The organism is Halodesulfovibrio oceani subsp. galateae (assembly GCF_055397225.1).
In genome coordinates this window covers 2,442,794-2,464,232 of sequence record NZ_AP042453.1, presented here as the reverse complement: position 1 = coordinate 2,464,232, position 21,439 = coordinate 2,442,794, and the positions used below count along the sequence as shown (strand labels likewise).

The 21,439-nt window shown below is 44.8% G+C and carries 26 protein-coding genes; 14 read left to right on the top strand and 12 right to left on the bottom strand.

The window, feature by feature from the left end; all coding sequences use genetic code 11:
* Positions 1–619: 619 nt before the first annotated feature.
* The 4 genes from rsgA to ACZ5V1_RS11160 form a co-directional block, all read right to left on the bottom strand.
* A complete protein-coding gene (rsgA, locus tag ACZ5V1_RS11175) occupies positions 620–1,726 on the bottom strand; it encodes a ribosome small subunit-dependent GTPase A (RefSeq protein WP_464388904.1) in 1,107 nt (368 codons plus the stop codon).
* 181 nt (positions 1,727–1,907) lie between these two features.
* Complete coding sequence (gene hemC, locus ACZ5V1_RS11170; RefSeq protein WP_464388903.1) at positions 1,908–2,852, bottom strand: hydroxymethylbilane synthase; 945 nt, start codon at positions 2,850–2,852, stop codon at positions 1,908–1,910.
* 44 nt (positions 2,853–2,896) lie between these two features.
* Entirely contained in the window at positions 2,897–3,124 is a 228-nt protein-coding gene (locus tag ACZ5V1_RS11165; protein ID WP_464388902.1) for an FmdB family zinc ribbon protein, read from the bottom strand.
* A gap of 80 nt (positions 3,125–3,204) precedes the next feature.
* Positions 3,205–3,825 carry a D-sedoheptulose 7-phosphate isomerase gene (locus tag ACZ5V1_RS11160; RefSeq protein ID WP_160716324.1) on the bottom strand — a complete coding sequence of 207 codons (621 nt, stop codon included), beginning with the start codon at positions 3,823–3,825 and terminating at the stop codon, positions 3,205–3,207.
* A 300-nt stretch (positions 3,826–4,125) separates the two neighbouring features.
* Between ACZ5V1_RS11160 and ACZ5V1_RS11155 the strand changes: the two genes are divergently transcribed.
* From ACZ5V1_RS11155 to ACZ5V1_RS11140, 4 genes are all read left to right on the top strand, one after another.
* Positions 4,126–4,977 (top strand): NAD(+)/NADH kinase, encoded by an 852-nt coding sequence (locus ACZ5V1_RS11155; RefSeq protein ID WP_464388901.1) that lies wholly within the window; start codon positions 4,126–4,128, stop codon positions 4,975–4,977.
* A gap of 35 nt (positions 4,978–5,012) precedes the next feature.
* Entirely contained in the window at positions 5,013–6,761 is a 1,749-nt protein-coding gene (locus ACZ5V1_RS11150) for an ARMT1-like domain-containing protein (RefSeq protein ID WP_464388900.1), read from the top strand.
* 103 nt (positions 6,762–6,864) lie between these two features.
* A complete protein-coding gene (gene gatB / locus ACZ5V1_RS11145; protein ID WP_464388899.1) occupies positions 6,865–8,295 on the top strand; it encodes an Asp-tRNA(Asn)/Glu-tRNA(Gln) amidotransferase subunit GatB in 1,431 nt (476 codons plus the stop codon).
* A 405-nt stretch (positions 8,296–8,700) separates the two neighbouring features.
* Complete coding sequence (locus ACZ5V1_RS11140; RefSeq protein WP_464388898.1) at positions 8,701–9,099, top strand: Ros/MucR family transcriptional regulator; 399 nt, start codon at positions 8,701–8,703, stop codon at positions 9,097–9,099.
* Positions 9,100–9,273: 174 nt separating this feature from the next.
* On the opposite strand, the gene ACZ5V1_RS11135 is transcribed toward ACZ5V1_RS11140, so the two are convergent.
* The 4 genes from ACZ5V1_RS11135 to rplM all read right to left on the bottom strand — a co-directional run bounded on the left by ACZ5V1_RS11135 (position 9,274) and on the right by rplM (position 11,411).
* On the bottom strand, positions 9,274–9,888 hold the full coding sequence (locus tag ACZ5V1_RS11135) for a hypothetical protein (RefSeq protein WP_464388897.1): 615 nt from the start codon (positions 9,886–9,888) through the stop codon (positions 9,274–9,276).
* On the bottom strand, positions 9,885–10,409 hold the full coding sequence (thrB, locus tag ACZ5V1_RS11130) for a homoserine kinase (RefSeq protein ID WP_464388896.1): 525 nt from the start codon (positions 10,407–10,409) through the stop codon (positions 9,885–9,887). Before thrB ends, ACZ5V1_RS11135 begins: the two co-directional genes overlap by 4 nt.
* A gap of 154 nt (positions 10,410–10,563) precedes the next feature.
* Positions 10,564–10,956 carry a 30S ribosomal protein S9 gene (gene rpsI, locus ACZ5V1_RS11125; RefSeq protein WP_464388895.1) on the bottom strand — a complete coding sequence of 131 codons (393 nt, stop codon included), beginning with the start codon at positions 10,954–10,956 and terminating at the stop codon, positions 10,564–10,566.
* Positions 10,957–10,976: 20 nt separating this feature from the next.
* On the bottom strand, positions 10,977–11,411 hold the full coding sequence (rplM, locus tag ACZ5V1_RS11120; protein ID WP_464388894.1) for a 50S ribosomal protein L13: 435 nt from the start codon (positions 11,409–11,411) through the stop codon (positions 10,977–10,979).
* 227 nt (positions 11,412–11,638) lie between these two features.
* Between rplM and ACZ5V1_RS11115 the strand changes: the two genes are divergently transcribed.
* From ACZ5V1_RS11115 to ACZ5V1_RS11085, 7 genes are all read left to right on the top strand, one after another.
* Positions 11,639–12,880 (top strand): HD domain-containing protein, encoded by a 1,242-nt coding sequence (locus tag ACZ5V1_RS11115; RefSeq protein ID WP_464388893.1) that lies wholly within the window; start codon positions 11,639–11,641, stop codon positions 12,878–12,880.
* 203 nt (positions 12,881–13,083) lie between these two features.
* Positions 13,084–13,467 (top strand): hypothetical protein, encoded by a 384-nt coding sequence (locus ACZ5V1_RS11110; protein WP_464388892.1) that lies wholly within the window; start codon positions 13,084–13,086, stop codon positions 13,465–13,467.
* A 21-nt stretch (positions 13,468–13,488) separates the two neighbouring features.
* Complete coding sequence (locus ACZ5V1_RS11105) at positions 13,489–14,076, top strand: RNA polymerase sigma factor (protein ID WP_464388891.1); 588 nt, start codon at positions 13,489–13,491, stop codon at positions 14,074–14,076.
* Position 14,077: 1 nt separating this feature from the next.
* On the top strand, positions 14,078–14,380 hold the full coding sequence (locus tag ACZ5V1_RS11100) for a hypothetical protein (RefSeq protein ID WP_464388890.1): 303 nt from the start codon (positions 14,078–14,080) through the stop codon (positions 14,378–14,380).
* A gap of 9 nt (positions 14,381–14,389) precedes the next feature.
* Entirely contained in the window at positions 14,390–14,797 is a 408-nt protein-coding gene (locus tag ACZ5V1_RS11095; protein WP_464388889.1) for a hypothetical protein, read from the top strand.
* A gap of 85 nt (positions 14,798–14,882) precedes the next feature.
* Entirely contained in the window at positions 14,883–15,437 is a 555-nt protein-coding gene (locus ACZ5V1_RS11090; protein ID WP_160716350.1) for a hypothetical protein, read from the top strand.
* A gap of 455 nt (positions 15,438–15,892) precedes the next feature.
* Positions 15,893–16,372 (top strand): CBS domain-containing protein, encoded by a 480-nt coding sequence (locus tag ACZ5V1_RS11085; RefSeq protein WP_160716352.1) that lies wholly within the window; start codon positions 15,893–15,895, stop codon positions 16,370–16,372.
* 198 nt (positions 16,373–16,570) lie between these two features.
* Here ACZ5V1_RS11085 and ACZ5V1_RS11080 read toward each other — a convergent pair whose 3' ends face one another.
* Positions 16,571–17,473, bottom strand: coding sequence for a hypothetical protein (locus tag ACZ5V1_RS11080; protein WP_464388888.1), 903 nt, complete (start codon positions 17,471–17,473; stop codon positions 16,571–16,573).
* A 419-nt stretch (positions 17,474–17,892) separates the two neighbouring features.
* On the opposite strand from ACZ5V1_RS11080, the gene ACZ5V1_RS11075 reads away from it, so the two are divergent.
* Positions 17,893–18,405 carry a hypothetical protein gene (locus ACZ5V1_RS11075; RefSeq protein WP_464388887.1) on the top strand — a complete coding sequence of 171 codons (513 nt, stop codon included), beginning with the start codon at positions 17,893–17,895 and terminating at the stop codon, positions 18,403–18,405.
* 148 nt (positions 18,406–18,553) lie between these two features.
* Here the strand turns inward: ACZ5V1_RS11075 and ACZ5V1_RS11070 are convergent, their stop codons facing one another.
* The 3 genes from ACZ5V1_RS11070 to ACZ5V1_RS11060 are packed head-to-tail and all read right to left on the bottom strand — an operon-like array spanning position 18,554 to position 19,632.
* Positions 18,554–18,859 carry a helix-turn-helix transcriptional regulator gene (locus ACZ5V1_RS11070; protein ID WP_160716358.1) on the bottom strand — a complete coding sequence of 102 codons (306 nt, stop codon included), beginning with the start codon at positions 18,857–18,859 and terminating at the stop codon, positions 18,554–18,556.
* Between the two features lie 30 nt (positions 18,860–18,889).
* A complete protein-coding gene (locus ACZ5V1_RS11065; RefSeq protein WP_160716360.1) occupies positions 18,890–19,336 on the bottom strand; it encodes a hypothetical protein in 447 nt (148 codons plus the stop codon).
* Positions 19,327–19,632, bottom strand: coding sequence for a hypothetical protein (locus ACZ5V1_RS11060; RefSeq protein WP_464388886.1), 306 nt, complete (start codon positions 19,630–19,632; stop codon positions 19,327–19,329). The genes ACZ5V1_RS11065 and ACZ5V1_RS11060 overlap by 10 nt, the downstream gene beginning before the upstream one ends.
* Before the next feature lie 181 nt (positions 19,633–19,813).
* Here ACZ5V1_RS11060 and ACZ5V1_RS11055 point away from each other — a divergent pair, with 181 nt between their 5' ends.
* Positions 19,814–20,590 carry a LexA family transcriptional regulator gene (locus ACZ5V1_RS11055; RefSeq protein WP_464388885.1) on the top strand — a complete coding sequence of 259 codons (777 nt, stop codon included), beginning with the start codon at positions 19,814–19,816 and terminating at the stop codon, positions 20,588–20,590.
* 342 nt (positions 20,591–20,932) lie between these two features.
* Positions 20,933–21,424: a hypothetical protein gene (locus tag ACZ5V1_RS11050; protein WP_464388884.1), complete on the top strand. Its 492-nt coding sequence runs from the start codon at positions 20,933–20,935 to the stop codon at positions 21,422–21,424.
* The last annotated feature ends 15 nt before the right edge of the window (positions 21,425–21,439 follow it).

Genomic DNA, 21,439 nt, shown 5'->3' with positions numbered 1-21,439 from the left:
CTGGGGGGGGGAGAGCCTCCGGCGGCGCTTATCAGCGTGATGTCTCCGACGGCTTAAGAACCCTGTTACACTGTCGCTTTCTGTAATCTCTCGTACCTCGAGAACAGCTACCGCTTTGGAAAAGGGCTTCTTAAGAATCTCCTAAAACTTTTATCTGCGAGAGCATCCCGTTTTTAACATAACCTCGCGGCTTATGCCCCACTACCTTTCATGAAACAAAAAAGGCTGTCCCAATATATTTGGAACAGCCTTTTTACGCTAATAAAGTCAGTGGTGCAGAAGCCGTGTGAAAAAATTTATTATGCAATACCTATTCGTTTTTTATCTTTCCTGCGGCTTAATGGTATTGCTTTGAACAACAAAAAGGGTTGTCCTATTTAATTAGGACAACCCTTTTATAATTAGCAAAAGGTAGTGGAGCATAAGCCGCAAAATAACATAAGCAACGTGCTAAGCTCGCAGGTAAAAGTTTTTGGAGAGTCCAGAGAAGCCTTTTTCCAAAGCGGTAGCTGTTCTCGAGGTACGAGAGATTACAGAAAGCGACAGTGTAACAAGGTTCTCTGGCCGCCGGAGGCAAGCTTTTTAGAAAACCTAGCCGAAGCTCCTTAGCTCCAGCACGCTATTTTTTCTTTTTCTTTCCGCCCTTTTTGCCACCACCGGTACGCCGTTTGGGCTTGCCACCAGTTTTCGGACGTGGAGCCATCTGGCGTTCTTGTCGTTTGGTGTAGGTGCGTTCTGTACCTGTGCGTGCCTGCTCTTCAATGAGCTTGTGATAGTTGTCGACTCGACGTTGGGTCAGGAGCCCCGCAGCGATTGCTTGCTGCACGGCACAGTCTGGTTCCTGATCGTGCTTACAATCTACGAAAGCACATTTATCTATGAATTCTTTAATATCGTGGAAAACCTTTTTTACGCCATCTTCGCATGCAGGAAGTTGAAGCTCACGGAATCCGGGGACGTCCATGATCGTGCCGCCGCATGGCATTATGTATAAGGTGCGGCTGGAAGTGGTGTGTCGACCTTTGCTGTCTACGTCACGAATAGCACCGGTGAGGGTAACTTCTTCTTCCATCATTGTGTTGATGAGGGTGGATTTACCTACGCCGGAGGAACCTACGAGTGCGATAGAATGCCCGTGACCACACCAATCTTTCAGGAGCTTGGCTGTGTTGTCTGCTCTACCGTCAACAGCGATAACTGGCACGTCTTTGTAGAGTTCTTTTGCGTCAGCAACGCAGGCATCCGTAAAGGATTGGTCTGCCTCATCTGCTTTAGTGAGGATAATAACCGGCTCTGCGCCACACTGGATAGCCAGTGCAAGGTAACGTTCGAGACGGGAAAGACTGAAGTCGTGGTTCAGTGAGGAGACAATGAAAACTGTATCCAGATTTGCTGCGACGAGCTGCACAGTTTTTTCATTCTGCGGAGAGCGACGCACAAAAACGGTTTTGCGATCCAGCATACGGACGGGGTACTGCTTGTTTTTATCAAGCACAAGCCAGTCGCCGACTGTCGGTTTAGCTTCTGCTTTACCGCCAAGCCAGTTGCCCGGTAATGGCATTTGTACCTTCCCGAATTCGCCCCATACGTTCAAAAGAACTGAGTGGATGCTACAGACGCGACCAATGTGTTCAGTGGTTTCGTCTTCGGTAAGCTGCTGACTGAAAGATTCAGACCAGCCAAGGGTGCTGAGAATATCGCTTTTCTGCGTGTCATCTGGGTGCAAGTGTGTTGTCTCCTCCGGTTCTACTAAAAAAACCGATACATGTATTTGTTGATGTTGTGTGTGCAGTATAGCAGAACCAGCGTCAAGCCCCAAATGGCTGTATTAGACTGCATAAAAAAATAGCGGATGAACCATATTGATTCATCCGCTATTTCGTTGTGATTATTTATGTAGCAACGTGTTAGTTCTTAACAGCGTGTTCAGAAGCGTAAACTTCTTCAAGGATGGCGTCTGCGCCTTTCCCTTTTACTACTTCGGCAAGATCAAGACCTGTCTGGCGTGCATTTTCTTCGCTACCGTTTGCGGTCTCACGAATTTTGCGTACGCCTTCGAGATCAGCTACAAAGCCAACCATTTCGAAGTTGTCTTCGTCTGTCATGGTTGCATACCCTGCGATAGGTACCTGACAGCCACCCTGTAAACCGAAGAGGAATCCACGTTCTGCTTCAACACAGATGCGGGTCGGACGGTGTTCAAGGAATGAAAGCATTTCATGCAGGTCTTTACGATCCTGATGGAATTCAATGCCGAGTGCACCCTGACCAGCTGCTGGCAGGAAGCGTGGTGCGCCGAGAATTTCATTCTTCGGTGCAGAAAGACCAAGGCGTTTAAGGCCGGAAGTTGCCATGATGATTGCATCAAAGTTGCCTTCCATGAGCTTGCGCAGACGTGTGTCTACGTTACCGCGCAGGGAAACAACGTTGAGATCGGGGCGAATGGACAGCAACTGGGACTGACGACGCAGGGAGCTTGTGCCCACTGTTGCGCCTTCAGGCAAAGCATCAAGAGAATCGTACTGTACAGAAAGGAAAGTGTCTGAAGAGGCTTCGCGTTCAGGGATACAGCCAAGAATCAAACCTTCAGGGAGTTCCATCGGAACATCTTTCATGGAATGAACGGCGATATCAGCGCGCCCGTCGAGCAGTGCTTCTTCGATTTCTTTTACGAAAAGACCTTTGCCGCCAACTTTGGCGAGCGGTACATCAAGAATGATGTCGCCTTTTGTTTTAAGAATCAAAAGCTCAACAGCAGTGCCTTCATGTTCTTTTTCAATGCAGTCTTTAATATGATTAGCCTGCCAAAGTGCAAGCTTAGAACCTCTGGTAGCAATAACGATTTTCTTCATGTCGTGTCCGAAAGTGCTTGGTAGTTCGAGTGTAGGTCTGCGTTTTAGCCGCAGGTAGAACAATTGCCGCCGGAGCAGCCGGAACAGCTTGAGCCGCCGGAAGAACCGGTAGGGGCGGAGATGCTGCCTCCGGACATTTTAAACTTGGTAGCTGAGAGTAATTTGTGTGTGTTCGGTGAGTTACATTCTGGGCATTCTGGAATATCATCACCAAAAACAAGTTCTTCAAACTCTTTACCGCACGCTTCGCATGCGTATTCGTACAAAGGCATAGCCGTTGCTCCTTAACTATCTATTTTGGCGAATAGATAGTGCGAAATTGAAAAAGGTCAATATATACAGCTGAAAATTTTTATTCGGCGGCTTCTAAATCAGCCTGAAGTGCTGCTGCATCTTCAAACAGATAGTAGTCTGTAAGCTGGCAGAGGAGGTGCCCGATGGTAAGCTGCACTTCCTGAATGAGTGGAGTATGAGCGTGTGGTACGTCCAGAAGGAAGTCGCACAGTTCGGTCATTTTGCCGCCACCGTTGCCGGTAAGCCCTACAGTAACAAGTCCGCGTTCGCGGGCTGCATTGAATGCATTGATGATGTTAGTAGAGTTGCCGGAAGTGGAAATGCCAACGAGAATGTCGTTTTTATTTCCGAGCGCCTGAACTTGTTTGGAGAATACAAAGTCATAGCCATAGTCATTACCAATGGCTGTGAGAATGGAGGAATCAGTTGTCAGGGCAATGGACGGAAGTGGTGGGCGTTCGATTAAAAAACGGTTAACAAATTCTGCTGCAAGGTGCTGTGCATCCGCTGCACTGCCACCGTTACCACAAAATAAAATTTTACCGCCTTTTGCAAGGCAAACAGCAAATTTGCGCGCAACAGCGTCTACGTCTTCTGCGTGCTTAGAAAAATATTCTTCGCGTAGACGTGCGCCTTCGCGTGCGTGTTCTAAAATAGTGTCGATTGCTTGTTGTGTCATCAATTCTCCAGACGCACTTGCGTGCGTACGATATTGTATACAGGTCAGTACCACCTGACGGAATGGAAGTACACTATATACGCGGGTGTGACAATGTGCGAAGCCGTGCGTAAAAGCATGAATAATGCTAGTGTGCTATGTATGTGCTATTGTGTTTTTAATGGCTGGAATGCAAAAAAATACAATTCTGCGACGGGAATTACTGTCGTCCTAAAAAAGCTGGTGGTACAATTGGAATTATGCGATTCATTTTATCATACACTTCTTGAAGTCATAGCCGGTTTTTACTAGAGAACTGCGATGCACCATAAAATTTCTAATATTTGTATTGTAACTAAGGCCTCACATGAAGAAGCCGCAGCGCTCGGGCAAAAATTGCTCGAATGGTTTGCTGTGCGTAATGTGCAGGGCGTTATTTGCGAAAATGGCACTTCTGAATGGTTGTACACACGTGAAGCTGTTCAGTGCGATCTTGTCCTTGTGCTTGGTGGTGACGGTACACTGCTTAGTGTTGCGCGACATCTTGCGGGTCGGGATATTCCCCTTGTGGGAATCAACATGGGGAAAGTAGGTTTTCTTGCCGAAATACCAAGCGACGCGTGGGAAGAGCGATTACAGGCTATTCTCGATGGCGAAGTTAACTTTCGTAGAAGGCTTGCTCTTTCCTGTACGGTGACCCGTGGTGATGAGATTGTGTTCAGTGGTGTCGCAGCAAATGACTTTGTCATTAACAGGGGCGCTCTTGCCCGTATTACCCGCCTAGAGCTTTCTGTAAACGGTAACCCGATGGGTGAAATTCGTGCAGATGGCATCATCATCGCTTCGCCTTCCGGTTCCACGGGCTATGCTATTTCCGCCGGAGGCCCTCTTGTGCATCCGGATATGGACGCATACTCTGTCACACCTGTCTGCGCGTTCTTGCGCAGTCTTTATCCTATGGTTTTACCGGGGGAACATATTTTTACTGCAGCTGTGCGCACACATGATGCAGACTTGTTCCTGACGCAGGATGGACAGGAAGGTATCTTGTTGCAATCTGATGATGTTGTTTCCATTTCGAAAGCGCAGGGCGGCCTGTTGTACGCTGAATTTGACGACAATTCGTATTATGAGAAGCTCCTTAAAAGAGGGTTTATCCGCGAAAATTGCTAGTTAGGGACAGTGTCCATACATGAGGGAGAAGAGAAATGGGGAAAGTACTGCCTGCAATTGCGTCTGCCAGAGATGTACACTGGGGAGAAGACGCAGGAATGGATGCCTGGCTGCATCATTTTAAGACAGAAAACAACATTGAACACCTCATGAATCCTGAAAACGTTGCTTCCGATGAGCAGCTCAAGTTCATGGTTGCCCTTGACGATAAACAAATTTTTATTCCTTGTTCTGATGAAACGCTTAGTTGTCTGATGGAAGAGAAACCGTCAGATGAGCTTATGCGTGAATATGGACGCATCTGGTTGCATACCGTCCGTCTTATTCGCAAACATGCGTTTAATAAGTATCACGAACGGAAAGTGATGGGGTTTTGCCGTCTGCGGTTCAAAACGCATTTGTCATCACGGATTATGATCCCATCCCGATTACTTAAACGCATGAACAGTATTGTGCTGACGCAGTGCTCTCTGGTTGATCCATCAAGTGATGCAAAGCTTACTGCAAACCGAAATGCATTTGAGTATTTTAAAAATTCTGCCACAGACCGAATGTTGTACTCAACACCGTCAGAGTGCATGTTTAACCCTGATTTGCGCGATTTGCGCTCGGAGTTGGACATTATAGAATTGATACGGCTCATGTACTTTTCTACCATGCCGGAATTGTGGAGTGCAGGTACGCCTTCATATCTTGATATTGAAAACGAGATGAACAAGCCTTGCCCGACATCGCATTCGCTTGAAGTACTTCTTGGCTCAGAAAAAGATGATCGGAAAACTATTCTGTTTCTGCCGGAAAGCTGTGGCGGAATTGTATTTGACCTCTACTTTATTCGGGCGTTACTCAGGCAGGGGCATAAAGTCATTTTGGCATTGAAAGAAGGCTTTCTTTTTGATTCCCCGACATATTGGGATGCCATGCAGGACCCAGTGTTGCTTGAGTTGTGTAAGACAGCCAAAATGGTGCCGAACGACACAATTTCCAAGAACCTGTTGCTTGCGCTGTTGCGTTCGCATCGGTTCCTCATTATTTCTGATGGAATGCGTGAGAAACTGAATCTGTATAAAACAAATGTGACATTTTCTCGTGCATGGAAAGAGTGTGACATTGTTTTTGCAAAAGGTGCAGCGAACTACGATAACTTGCTGAATTGCGGACACAGCTTTACGCGTGACGTGCTCGGGTTCTACAGAAAGCATGACGGCATGTTTGTATTGGAAGCAAAACCGCGCGCCAGCAATATTCGAAAATTTAGTGAAGAAGCCATAAATGACATGGCAAACCGCATCATTGAGAGTATGCGTAAAGAGAAGCAGAAGGGACGCAGTGTTATGTTTTATAGCGCAGTCATCGGTTCTATTCCCGGTGAAACGAACACAGCTATAAAGATAGTAAACACCTTTGTTGCTCATTTGCGTAAGCGTCTCGACAGCACATTCATTATTAACCCCGCTGAACACTTTGAAGAAGGTATGGACGGGGATGATTTGATGTTCATGTGGGAGCAGGTTCAACGAAGCGGCTTGTTGGACGTCTGGCGTTTTCAGACAGTTGAAGATATAGAAACGAGCTTTGGTTTGCTTGATCATAAAGTTCCGTCCATCTGGTCGGGGAAAGATTCTACGTTCTCCACCGGCTGTACAAAAGAAATGCGTATTGCATTGGACGTACAGAAGAGGAATCCGGAATTGCAGATCATTGGACCAAGTTCAGAAAAATTTTTCCGTAGAGCAGAATATGGCGTTGGTAAATATTATGACGCCGGTATTACCTCTATGTAACGTAGAGTTAGTAACAATTAAAAATTAACAGGCTACCTTGTTCAATATGAGCAGGGTAGCTGTTCTTCGGTATTTTCCGGAAGATAGATGTAAGGAGAGTGTTATGGCTGATTTTGAAGTTGTCATCGGGCTGGAGGTTCATGCTCAGCTCAAGACGGAATCAAAATTATTCTGTTCCTGTTCGACCCGTTTCGGGTCTGATCCGAATGAAAATGTTTGTGAAGTATGTTCCGGTATGCCGGGTGCGCTGCCAGTATTAAATGCCAAGGCAGTTGAATTTGCCACAAAAATGGGTCTCGCAATGAATTGCACTGTGAGCCTTGATTCCATTTTTGAACGCAAAAACTACTTCTACCCTGATTCTCCTAACGGCTATCAGATTTCCCAGCTTGATAATGCAATCTGCCAGACTGGCCATATTGAAATTCCTGTTGGTGATTCCATGAAGCGTGTAGGTATTACCCGTATTCAGCTTGAAAATGATGCAGGTAAGTCTATCCACTCTCAGGCAGAAAATCTTTCATACGTCGATTTCAACCGTACCGGCGTGCCGCTTATCGAGATCGTTTCCGATCCGGATATGCGTAGCGCAGAAGAGGCTGTTTCTTACCTTAAGACACTGCACTCCATGTTGTTGTATCTCGGCATTTGTGACGGCAACATGGAAGAAGGCAGCTTCCGTTGTGATGCAAACGTTTCGTTACGTCCTCGCGGACAGGAAGAGTTTGGTACTCGTGTTGAATTGAAGAACATGAACTCCTTCCGTAACGTACAGCGTGGCATTGAATACGAAATTGTCCGTCAGGAAGACCTTATTCTTGATGGAGAAGCCGTTATTCAAGAAACCCGCCTGTACAACGCAGAAAAGAACTTTACTGCCTCCATGCGTGGTAAAGAAGAAGCACATGACTACCGTTACTTCCCAGATCCAGACCTGATTCCAGTTAAATTGACTGAAGAACAGGTTGCAACTTGGAAAAGTGAATTGCCGGAGCTTCCGCTTGAAAAATGCGCACGTTTTGTATCAGAGTTCGGCTTGCCGGAATACGATGCAAACCTGCTCACACAAGATAGAGCAATTGCTGAATACTTTGAAGCAGCTGTAAAAGCATTTAATAACCCTAAAAAGTTAAGCAACTTTGTGATGGGTCAATTCATGCGTGAATTGAATGAGCGCAATATTACAGTTGCTGACGTTGCACTTAAGCCGGAAAACTTTGCAGAACTTGTCCGTATTGTTGAAGAGGGTATGATATCTACTAAGATTGGTAATGATGTTTTACCTGAACTTATGGAACAGGGCGGTTCTGCGGAAGCTTTTGTAAAAGCGAAAGGCATGGTTCAGATTTCAGATTCATCTGAACTGGAAGCAGTTATGGATGAAGTAATAGCAGAAAATCCTGCAGAAGCAGAAGCCTACCGCGGTGGTAAGCATAAGTTACAAAGCTTTTTCGTCGGTCAAGTTATGCGTAAAACGCGAGGAAAAGCGAATCCTGCTCTTGTTAATGAGCTACTACAGAAGAAATTGTTATAAGATACATAAAAGTACAATAAAGGACGCCATAACTGGCGTCCTTTTTTTTGTTTCATTGAAAAAGTTGGTTGGGTAAGCAGTAGAAGAGAAGGACGGCTCTATATTGTGATCAAAAGGATTGTAAGTACCGACGTACAACATGGTAAGTAAAAATAAAAAAAAAATATATGAAAGGAACATAATGATATTCATTTTGCAATGGAAGTGAATACTAATTGAATAAGAATCCCCTTCTATGTCTGTACTGGCATAGTAAAAGACTGTCGTAAAAAAAGTATCAAAAATAAAAAGTGCTTTATTTGACGAGGGTTAAAAGAACATGTATTCAGGTGATGAATAGCATTTACATAACGCAAAAGAGTTGTGCCTAGTCGTTGAGCAATAGTATTTCATGAGGTGCATTAAATGGAAGACTACTTAAAAGAAGCGTTGGAAATTGTGAAGGCGCAAGCTAGTGTGCGGACCATGACAGAGGAAGAAATTACCTCGATGGTTAAAACACTTGCGTCTGGCATCAGGATTATTAGCGAAGAAGATGCTCTTGCTGAAGAAACACAGGAAGCTGCAGTTGATCCTAAAAAGTCCATTAAAGAAAAGACTGTAACATGTCTTGAATGTGGAAAAACTTTTAAGATTTTAACTAAACGTCATCTTGCGTTACATGATCTGGATGCGATTTCCTATCGTGAGAAGTGGGGGCTGAAAAAGAACACGCCGTTAGTTTGTAAAGCGTTACAACGCGAACGGCGTAAAAAAATGAACACAATGAAATTGTGGGAGAGAAGACGTAAAAACGAAGAATAATTTTGTTCTTTGTTAGTATGTAGAATCTACGACAATAGTGTTTCTACAATGTTTACTGCTCTCGGTACCTACAGTTTTAAAGATGTAGATATATGTGGACTCACAGTATTTGCAAACAGCACGGGATTTAACACACGAAAAAAACGCCTCATAGAGGCGTTTTTTTTGTTTTGGCTATGTGAGGTCGGGTTGGCCTTGAACGATCATCTCAGCCAGCGTGAGGTTGACTCTCGGGGCTGTCTGAAGAGCGGCTCCGGCGTACTTCATCTCGAGCTGAGCCAGTTCCTTATAAAACGGAGTTCTGTTCAGCATCGGAATCATGAATTCATCCATGCCTTCCACTTGTTCGCGGAATCGATAACATCCCTGAAAATAGCGTTGTTCGCCGTTGGGAAGAATCATCAGGTTCTTCGTGCCGTGCATGCGGCAAATCATAAGGCGATGATCATACAGGCCGCAAAGCCCTTCTTCGTTCAACGGACACATAACATGAGGGCGCTCATTTTTGGCAATAGCCTCATCATACTGCGCTACAACATCTCGTGCTCGTTGAATAAAATATTCGCGTTTTTCATCCGGTAACGCGTTCAGTCCTTTCCATAAATATGCCCACTCAATATATGTGTGGTGCTGAAAGTAACTGTAGCAACAGTTGTCTTTACAGTCTGCACAGGAAAGTCCGGCTTCGTTGGCAGTTTTTGAATAAGAATCTGCCATATTCTTATAGAGTTTGGCGAGCTTGCCAAAAGTGCCTACTGATGCTGTTCGGTTGCTTTTTTTCTTTTTCATGATTGCACTCCTATAGCTGCCAGTAGAGCTGTGACGCATTCTCCAGCTGTTTTGTTCTCACACTTAACGCTGACGTTTGCATATTTTTTATATAGTTCAGCGCGCTCGTTGTAGAGATCTTCAATAGTCTGTCCGGGGGCGATGGCAAGGCCACGATCCGGATTTTCGCTAATGCGCTCAAGAATCGTCGGTAAACTGACATCCAGATGGCATACCGGCCCTAATGAACTCAGGTGCTTCATTGCCTCTTCTCTGTACACAACACTACCGCCGGTGGCGATGATGCAACGCTTGGCGCGTAACGCGCTGACAACGGAGCATTCGACATCAAGAAATTCTTCTTTCGTCATAGAGTCGGTAACAGCCTGCAAGTTTGTTCCGTACTGGCCTTCAATAAGATGGTCGGTATCAATAAACACCCAGCCTAGCTCATGAGCAAGAATCTTCCCTAAGGTTGATTTGCCTGCGCTGGCCATGCCGATAAGTGTAATACAATCAGTTTCGTTCGGGTAATCTGCCATGAATGTTTCCTTGCTAATCTGGTTATCGCCTTTTGTTCTGCCTGTAGAGGCAGGCGGTGTCAATGCTGCGGGGCGTTGTCACAGGTGCATGGATATAAAAAAAGGCAGGTTCGTAAGAACCTGCCTTGAAGATCGAGTAGTAAACTCGCAGCGATTAACGCTTGGAGTACTGGAAGTTAGCGCGAGCGCCGCGCTGACCTGGTTTTTTACGCTCTTTCTTACGAGCGTCACGGGTCAGGAAGCCTGCTTTTTTGAGTGCTGGACGCAGGTCTTCGTCAATCACGAGCAGTGCACGGGAAATACCGTGACGAGCTGCAAGAGCCTGACCGGACATACCGCCGCCAGCAACGTTTACTTTGATGTCAAACTTCTCGAGCATTTTAACAAGCTCAAGAGGCTGACGGATGATCATCTGGAGAGTCTTACGTGGAAAGTATTCATCGTAAGGACGACCGTTAACAGTGATCTGACCGCTACCAGCGTAGAGGCGGGTACGAGCAGTAGCGTTTTTTCTTCTGCCTGTGCCGTAATCAAATTCGTTGGACATAGTAATCTCCTACCTCTAATCTAGTACTTAAGTTCAAGAACCTGAGGGTTCTGAGCAGCATGTGGATGCTCTGTACCAACACAGACTTTGAGCTTTTTCATGATAGCGCGACCAAGACGGTTCTTAGGAAGCATGCCCTGAACAGCTTTGCGAATAACATCTTCAGGTTTCTTCTCAAGCATTGTTTCAAGGTTAGCTTCTTTGAGGCCACCTGGGTAACCGGTGTGACGGTAGTACATTTTGTCTGCCATCTTGTTACCGGTAACTTTGATTTTTTCACAATTCACGACTACGATGAAATCACCGTTGTCAACGTGAGGTGCGAATTCTGGCTTATGTTTGCCACGAAGGCGGTGAGCGATCTGGGTAGCGAGACGGCCAAGGATCTGGTCCTCTGCGTCAACTACAAACCACTCGCGGGTGATATCTTCAGGCTTAGGGCTGAAAGTTTTCATCTATATTACTCCTAGTGTCGAAACACGTTGGCTCTTATGGAGTTCTTGTTTCCATGTCAATAAAACAATAAGATTGGGTCAGCCCAAAGTCGGCGGTTGTAAGGGGGGATCCGGATTCTTTTAAGAAATCCTGGAAAATACCTCCGGCTTCGTGCGGAAAGAACGTACTTATACCATGTCTTGGTCGTTGCCAAGTGATTTTTGTGAAAAAGTGAGGATTTTTTATCATGTCAAGTATTCGAAAGGGATTGTTGCAGACAGTATTCTCCGGTGCGTATATGAAACGCTGGAATGATAAGCTGCGGCCGGCAGAGCTGTATGAAGTCGATAAACAAGCACATAAAATGATTATCGCGTGGCTGCTGCTGCAGGAAAATTCTCGAGATATGGAGGATGAAGAGCGTCGCGTGCTTGGCGACAGAATTGTTGAGTGGGGTATCTTCGACTACTTGTTCCGGCTTGTAATTACAGATATCAAGCCGCCTGTCTATTACCGAATAAAAGAAAATCCGGAACACCATCGCCAGCTGGTAGAATGGGTGCAAGGTGAGCTTGAACCGGTGTTGAGTACTCTTGGTGCAGATTTCTGGATGCGTTTTCTTGCGTATTTCGATCCTGTTAGAAAACATGAATTAGCAGATGACATTCTTGCCGCCGCGCATTGTTATGCAAGCAGTTGGGAATTTAAGCTTATTGAAGGATTGAATTCTTTTGATGATGAACTTGATGTCATTCGTGAATCGTTTGTTGAGCAACAGGCTGAATTTCAGAACCTGAAAGGCTTTCAGGGGTTGATGAATCCAAAAACTCATGCGCTGGGACGGTTCGCTAATCTTTGCGGACAGCTGCGCTTTCAAAAGCGTTGGTCGCAAATGCCGCGTATCCCGGAAACTTCCGTTATGGGGCATATGTTTCTGGTAGGTTGCTATAGCTACTTCTTCTCAGTGGTTCAGGATGCATGTCCAGTCCGTCGTCAAAATAACTTTTTCTGCGGGCTGTTCCATGATCTTCCTGAGATGTTAACCCGTGATATTATTTCACCGGTTAAAAAATCTGTGAAAGAATTGGATGTGCTTATCAAAGCGTATGAGGATGAAGAGCTTGAAAGACGAGTTTTTCAACCGCTTCGTGCGGAAGGGTACACGGATATTGCGGATAGGTTGGGCTATCTTCTTGGAACCGAAACTGGATCAGAATTTCATGACTGCGTAGAAATCGATGGCAAGGTAGAGCTGGTGGACTTTGAAAGACTTCAGGCTCTATATAATGATAATAAGTACAACCCTAAAGATGGCGAGATGTTAAAGGTTTGTGATGAGCTTGCAGCCTACATCGAAGCATACACGGCGGTTCGTAACGGCATATCAATTAATGAATTGAATCAAGCCATGTGGCGATTAAGAGATAAGTATCGAAAAAAATCTATAGGCAAAATTCACATTGGAGCACTGATGTCGGATTTTGATTAAAAAGAATATCTCTCCAAAAAACTCCCCTTGTATGAGGGGAGTTTTTATTTTTACAGGTATTTACTAAAAAAAAATAAAAAGTGTAACCACGCAACAGTTAGAAACGATGTAATATGTAGAAAGATGTACCAATCTTTTATCCCATTGTGGATACAACCTTTAACTACTGATGCGTTTCGCATCATGATAAGAAGGTCGTTAATATGATTCGTATTCTTTCGTTGGTTGTTTCACTTGCCTTGCTTTTAGGATCGGTTTCGCTTTGTTTTGCGAAAGTCGACTGCAACAGCACTTGTTGCCAAAAGATGGAAAGACTTGTGAAAAAGCGTCTTGAATTAACTGACAAGGAACGTGCTGAAGTTTTTGGTATTTTACGGAATGCTAAAACAGAACGCAGAGCGTTTGTTGATCAGTTAAGAGCTCCTGATATGACACAGGAAAAACGTTTGGGTCTTCATGCAAAGATTAAAGAAGTAGACGAGGCAGCTCGTGCAGAACTCGCTTCGATTTTTTCAGAAGCTCAGATGGAAAAATTTGACGAGATAATGATTGAGTTACGCGAAAAAATTCTTTCGTGCGTGAAGTAACTTTCGCTGGCCGGAGTATTGATGGAAGTGGTCAATGAAGACTGGGATACAGTCCGCACCGTGCTGGAGGGTGATACTGCAGCGTATGCGTTGATCATTGATCGACATCAAACCCATGTGGCGACTATCGTGGGGGCACATGTGCCGCCGCAATACGTATCTGAGGTTGCGCATGAAACTTTTGTTCGTGCGTATCGCTCACTTGCTTCATATGCACCCAAAAAGCCTTTTAAACATTGGCTGACAACGATTGCTCTACGAAGTTGTACGGATTTTTGGCGTTCTCATTATCGAAAGAAAGAATCACCGCTATGTGATTTCTCGGATAATTCTACCCAGTGGCTCGAGGCTGTCCGCTTTGCTGAATCTGAAAGAGAGTTCGAAAGGTTAAGTCAAGCACAGGAAGCTAAAGATATTTTAAATCTTGTGCTTGATTCATTGCCACCATTAGACCGGATGGTGCTGGTAATGACACAACTTGAAGAATATTCCAGCCAGGAAGCAGCTGAGCTGCTGGGTATTAGTTCCGCAAATGTAAAAGTCCGCGCATTTAGAGCAAAGCGTACGTTAAAGAAGCTTTTAAAAAAGTACGGGATAGAAGGTGCATAGCATGGGAAAAAATATGCTTGGAAAGCTTATGCGTGTGTTGAAAAACACACATGCTATGCAGATGGAAGTCTACTTACCCTCCGCGTGGGGGCAGGGGGTGATGTATGATGTTTATGCAAGCACCCGTATGCAGCCACAATCGTCATTTGAACGTTATTCACCGCAGGTTGCTCTGATGGCGGCTGTTATGCTTGTAGCCATAAGCATTCCCTGTATGCTTACCGTAGACAATGCTCTTTCATTGCTGGACTCACAACTTATTGATGCTGCAAACGATTCAGCACAGCTGTACTTATTCATGTAGGAGCGGGTAATGAAAAAATGGAAAGTCTGGACAGCATTTATGCTGGTATTTTTCTTAGGAGCAGCGTGCGGCGTTCTCGGCAGCGGAGTTTTTGTTGAGCAACGAATCGTCAAATTCAAAAATTTAAAGGGGACTGGTCTCGGCGGCGGAAAACGATTTTTACATAAGATAGAAACGCAAGTTCAGCCGGATGAAGAGTCCATGAAAGAGATCCGCCGTATAGTTGCTGTAAATCGGCAACAAATCCGAGGGGTGCGGGGTAGGGCGGCGGAAGAAATACTTCAGATTTTCACTACTACAGAACAGGAAATTACTACGCTTCTTACACCAGAACAGCAGGTGCGTTTTGCAAAAATTATGAAACGTATCCGAAAACGATTCGAACGTATAAAGCTGTTGCGCTCGTTACAAAAGTAACGCTCTTGGGGGAGCTGCGCTGCAACGTGTAAAGGGATGGATTCTGTACCGCATGCCTTGGCATGCATAGTAAAAAGGATGAGAGATGAACACACTTAAAAAAGTATTTTTAGTGCTGGTAATGGTCTGCGCGTTTGTTACCTTTGCAATGCAACATGATGCATATGCACATGAATCTCGCAAGAATGTGTACGTAACAAAGCGTATGAGTAAGGTGTACCCGAACCTCAGGACCTTGGAGCGTTTCATTGATGTAGCGGCTCACCGTCCTCGTAAAGTTAGACGTTTCATGCGTCGCAATGACGTTTTTGAACTAGGTAAAGGTACACGTGTTGTAAAGATGCGCTCAATCCTGCTCGATGGGGTTGATGCGGTTGTATATAAAGTGCGTGTTCCCAATCGTAACCAGTACGGCTACGTTCTTGCTCATAACTTGAAAAAAGTAAAAAAGCACAGAAAGCACAAAGCAGAACACGTCGTTGTATACAAAAATAAGCACAAGGTTGTGTACAAAGAAAAGCATAAAGTAAAGTATGTAGAAAAGTACGTGGAACGATACGAGCCAAGGTTTGATGATAGGTACAAAGTACGATTCAAGGCTACTGTCGCAACACCTATTTTAGTCATCAATTTTTTATAGAGAACAGGAATGAAAAAAATTCTGTCACTCGCTTTGATGGCTAGTTTTCTATTTGTCTCCGCGGCATGTGTACATGGGCACAGGCACAGGTATAAGCCTCGGCATCCGCGAAAAGTCATAATTATTGTCGAGCAATCAGTACAGGTTGCCGCACCGCAGATTGCTTAATTAGATTGAACATAAAAAAAGCCCGTTTTGTCGGGCTTTTTTTATGTTAGACTGGGGGCGATTTGATGCAGGAAGCATGAAAAGGTGCCGATTGTTATTTTTTTCACAAAAAGTTTCCGAATCATCTTTACGTCTTGCTCACAAATGTTTACCGTTACTATAACGCAATGCAGTCATATCTATTTAGATTGCAGCGCAGAGAAAAATTTATAGACCATAACTCGCCGGTGCATAAGTGCTGGGGTGTGACAGACTAACCGTACTCTGAGATATTAGGAGTTTCGATTATGCTATTACGAAGACGTGCGTGGGATATTTTACGTGACGATTATCCCGTTGTTAAAATAGATGATCCACTTGCTGAGGCTATCCGTAAACTTAACGCATGTGCTTCAGAAGGTTGCCTGTGTGCTTTAGTGGAAGATCGTAATGGTCGCATTAAAGGCGCGGTTTCAATTTGGGATACAATGCGTTTTATGGAAGACACCCTGCTTCGTGGCGACGGCATGAAATGCCTTGATGAAAATCGCTATGAACAGATGTTTACCAATGCTTGTAAAGTCTCCGGCTCTATTAGCGTGAAAGACGTTATGGATAAGGATATGACTATTATTCGACCTGATGAGCCGCTTTTGCTCGTGCTGGAAGACTTTGTAAAAAAAGGTCGCAGCTACGCGGTAGTCATGGAAGGCGGACACGTTATTGGTGTAATCATGATTAACGATATCTACAAAGAGATTAGTGATCAGATCCTGGCACGCGGGTAAAGGTTGATGGCGTCATCGTATTCTACGGCGTTGTTTCGAAAAAATCAGAAGCTCACTTACGTCTAGGCATACTTTGCCCCTAATTTTCTCCCGTGTTTTGCACTGCACAAACTTGTCTCAATCTTATGTATAGTGAATATAAAAAGCCCCCTGATTCGTATGAACCAGAGGGCTTTTTTTGAACTAATGTAAAGTGGGTTACTTCAGCGGTACAAGCTCGCATTGCAGGGACTGAGCGCCGTCTACAAAACGAATGCCGAAGTTTGCCCAGAATGCTTCCATAATGTCGACGCCGTCAGAAAGATCGGCGCTGCCTTCTTCGTATTTAAGGCGGAAGTATTCAAGAAACACGCGAGTGTTGTTGTCCAGCATTGGTGCTTCGCTGATGAGCTGTTCTTTTTCGCGAAGGTACTCATAGTGATCCATGGTTGCGTACGCAAATATGATGGAGAATGAGAGCTGAGAAATTTTACCCTGAATCTGTGAGAGGAACTGAGAAACATTTTGGTATTTCTTGAATTCTTCTTGCTGGAATTTGATCCAGTCGTAGTATTCAGGCTTGTTGTTGATAAGAGCAAGGTTGCCCATGAGTGAGTTTTCAAGGTCAGCGCGTGCTGTTTTGGAAAGTTCGGTGCCCAGAGCGTTTTTAACGATGGCATCACGGAACTCGAAAGATTTACGTGCAGCGTCGTACTGGTCGAACAATTGATACAGGTTCATAAAGTAGTTTGCGTAGCGGTCTAATTTATGACGTGTAAGAACAGGGAAGCGACCTTTGTTTACGATAAGGGTGAACTCATGCCAGTAAATGGAGAAGCGTACCTGATTATCGTAGTGCTTTGTGAATAAGTTGGGATGGAACAGCAGGAAGTAACCTTTCTCATGAAAGATACTTTTCGCAACAGGTTCAGCACCCGGAATGGATCTGAAATCTTTAGTGCCCTGAAGCTCGTTTACTTTGGCATCAAAGTTTTCAGGAACGATAATTTCCTGAATGCGAAAAGCCATAGTTGCATGGCGAGCCGCTTCTCCGATGATTCCAAGTTCGTCTGTAATTTCTTTACGTTGGTTGCTGTTTCCAATCTCAACACTAATCTTCATGGATGCTCCGTTATAACAAAGTAGTTTGTGCGCTCTTGCCTACCCTGACAAGCGGTTCCCTGCAAGTATGAATTGTGGGCACTGAAAAATTTTGAGTAAATTTACCATACAATTTTTTATGGGTGAAATGTTGGTGAATTAAAAATAAATGTAAATAGCGCGTCGTAATTATAGTATGTATTGTGGGTTGTTGCTGGTGTGACTAAGTGTGTAAGTGGTGGTGCTTATATTCGTCTGACGGGGCGGATAAAGGGATAAAACTTGATTAAGATATGTTTGAGTTCTTGCCATGTGTGGGGCAAAACTGTATGGTGCGCACCTTCCTATTAGCGAAAAACACGCCGCAGGCACAGCCCTGTGGCGTTTTTGTTCCTGAATCATAATATTAGATATAACGTTGCAATAAATAGAGATTAGATATGAGCAAAACAGGCAGCCTCTCTGCAGGTGATCGTATTGATACTAAATGCACGCGCTGTAATGACATTACAGGGCATGTAATTGTGGCAATGGTAGACGGCGAAATTATTAAAGTGGAATGTCAGGCTTGCGGTAGTGTACATAAGTACCGCGAAGCTCGTGCTGCGAAAAGCAAAGCACAGGTTTCCACAGTAAAGAAAGTTCGTAATGGCGATTCTCGCAAAGAAGCCATTTCCGCTGCCCGTTCAGCTGCTGCTAAAAAAGCTGCTCAGACGCGCGCAACTCAGCGTGCAAAGCAGGAAGCAGAAGCCGTTATGATTGCATGGAAAACTGCAATGGTAGCTAAAGGTTCTGACGGAGCTCGTAATTACAGCATGAATGACACTTTCACAAAAGGTGATGTTGTACAGCATCCTACTTTTGGTATGGGTGAAGTTCAGACCGTTACTAAGCCGAATAAAATGGAAGTTTTGTTTGAAGACGGTGTTAAAGTTTTGCGCTGTCGTGTGTAGGTAGATTTTTCTTAAAAACGGGGATGACTTGTTAGTCATCCCCGTTTTTTTGTATCTATCGTCTGGCGTGGAGGGATTTGGCGGAATGTTATGGGTCATGCGGCGATGTAACCTAGCCATTTGGACTGATTTATGCCTCAGTATTGCCCTACATATCTTGCGGGGACGCGTGCGAAAACCATTCTCTGATGGACTCGGGGGAAGCCCTGTATATTCCGTCCGAGCATTTACGTACGGGAAAATCTTCCTCTTTAATCCATTTCTTAATGGTGCTCGGTCCTGCACCTACCGCTCTGCAAATGGCAGTAAGCCCTACCAAAACAATTTGACCGTTTGACATATACGTACGCGCTCTGCCTTGCAAAGCGGCAGTCGGTGGAAGTAGTGGTGAATATTCTGCCGTAGGTTCCGGTCCGTAATTGTCGCACTCATCGTTGTATCCGTAAGTGTTCATGCATGTCCTTCGGGTGGTCTTGGGTGGTGATTAAAAGCCAAGCCCAATATCCGGCATGCGGAACAGGTCTCTGGCATATCTGTCCGGTGGAATTTCACCGGTAGCCCAAGGGTCATCAAAAAGAGAATATCCGCCTGCATTGCTGCCGTTTCTGTGCTTTGCAAGGCATGCGTTACTGCAAATTTTGCTGCTCACGCCATTAGTGAATCTTTTTTCGCATACAATGCAGTGTTTCTCATCAGCTCCGTACCTTTCGTGTGCTGCGTGGTTTGCAGAAGCAGCACAAGAACGGGAGCAATATATTTGTCCTGCCCGTTTCACAAAGTGCCTTCCGCACCATGGGCAGCTTACTGTCTGCTTAATGCGTTTGGCTTCTGCCGCGCATTTTCTTGAGCAATATTTGCCTTTGCCGGCATTGTAACGTGCCGGACGGACATAAAATTCTGTTCCGCACTGATTGCATGGGACTACTGGCATGACCGTCCTCCATTATAGAACGTGTTGCATCGTTCAATTGCCCGCATAATAGCGTGGCCAGAGTGAATAGTTGGTGATGCATGGTGATTGAACTCAGCGTAGTACAACTGTAGCAAACGCTGGTGTTCTCCTACTTCAATTTGCACCATAGGCTGATATCCGCTTCCAATACGAGGCTGATTGCACTCTGGGCAGATAGCAACTCCTATGCACGCCATTCTCCAAGGTCGGGAAAAATTTCGACCACACACTGTGCAGCGAGTGCGTTCTGGGGCGTGAAAAGAATAACCGGACATATACGTTTTCCTCCGAGTGTGCGTCAGGAAGTTTCTAAATGTACTTCCTGATTGCAAAAAATGACCATGAAGTGGCGAAGTGATCATATTGTTCACAAAATGCACATCCGCGTCAAGCAAGATTGTACATTTTGTGCAAAAAACTATTTTATTTTTTCTAACATTGTGCTATTTCATACATATGAACAAAGACTATAGCGAAGAAGAATGGCAACTTCAGGAATTCATAGCCGAGTCCATCTTGCTTGTGGGCGGGGTGCCTAAACTTGCAGAAATTGCAGGGGTCAGCTCGCGTACTGTGTATGCATGGAAGAAAGGCGAGAGACATCCAAACAGGCAAAATTTAAAAAGACTTACAAGCTATTTAGAAAAACTTGCCGAACAGACGGAGTCTTCCACCGAACTCTATTTTCCTCTGTCTGTTGGGGCGGAACGTCGTGGTGCGCATGAATATGTTAACCGGAACGATGTTACGCAGGTGGATGATTCTGCGACCACCTTCCTTGCTCCTGCACTAGAGCCTGACGGTCATCAGGAAGAGTTTTTCTTTGTAGACAAAGCAGAAGCTCGGCCTAGCGCCGGTGGTGGTTCCCTTGCGACAAGCGATTCTTCAGACGGTCGTTATGCCTTCCGGCTTGATTGGATTTTGCACAAAACGCAGGATTCTAAGAGTCTTAAGATAATGGAAGTGATGGGGCGCTCCATGGAGAGTACGCTGCATAACGGTGATCTTTGTCTTGTAAATCAGTCTGATAAAGATCTTGTTGAAGACAGGGTGTATGTTGTGCGTCTTGATGAAGAAATTTATGTGAAGCGCTTTTCCCGTATCCCTGGAAAATACCTGTTCCGTGGTGACAACCGCGAACTTGCGTATCAGGATATAGAAATTGACCCGCGTGATGAGTCCCTGAGTTGGGAAGTCATCGGGCGGGTTATCTGGGCAGGAAAGGATTTGTAAAACTTTTTGCACATTATGTGCGCAATTTGTAGTGCTTTGTTCATCATAGCGAAAGACAGTAAAGTTAAAGCGTTCTCAGGGAATTTCCCTGAGAACGCTTTTTTTATGCGATGGATTCTATAAAACAGCACCGTTAGAACTGCTGAAATCAGTACAAGAACTTTTGCACTAGAATGAAAGTACGTTGCGTCATACAAGTTTCAATGGAGCGTGAGACAAAATAATTATAGAATCTTCCTTTTTTTCCTCCATATGATACTATCGGATCTGACTTTATCAGTGTAATAGGGGAATTGTGTAAAAATAAGTTGCCGACCATACGAGTAGAATCAGGAGGGGACTATGAATTACCGCAAAGCAGAAACTATGACAGAGTTATTTTGGCAAAAATCACGTAACCCACTTACGTTTTGGCCACGTATTATTCTAACATTGCTTCTTTTTATTGCCATTTGGTCACATGCCGTTTGGTGGATTATTTTTTTACTGTTTTTACAAGCAGCAGTAATGTTCTTTGCACCACCCGCAACAGACTATGAAAATTGGATAACACGGGCAACAGACGGTTTTCGAATATGGAGTGTCGTCCGGTCAGTGGAAGAACGTAATACTATGCTGCTTATGTTCATATTTGCGACAATTGCCTTGTTGACAGCATTATGGACGCACAGTGTTTTTTGGGTACTCTTTTTCGGTACCCCGATAGCAATAGGGAAGTGCCTTCTTATTCGACGATTTGTCGCCATGGCTAGGAATGTTGAATATGACATGCACGCGGGGCTCACTGCCGCCGATCTTCAAGCAATAGTGAGTCGCTGTAATTTGACGAATTAATTATATTCTTGGGGA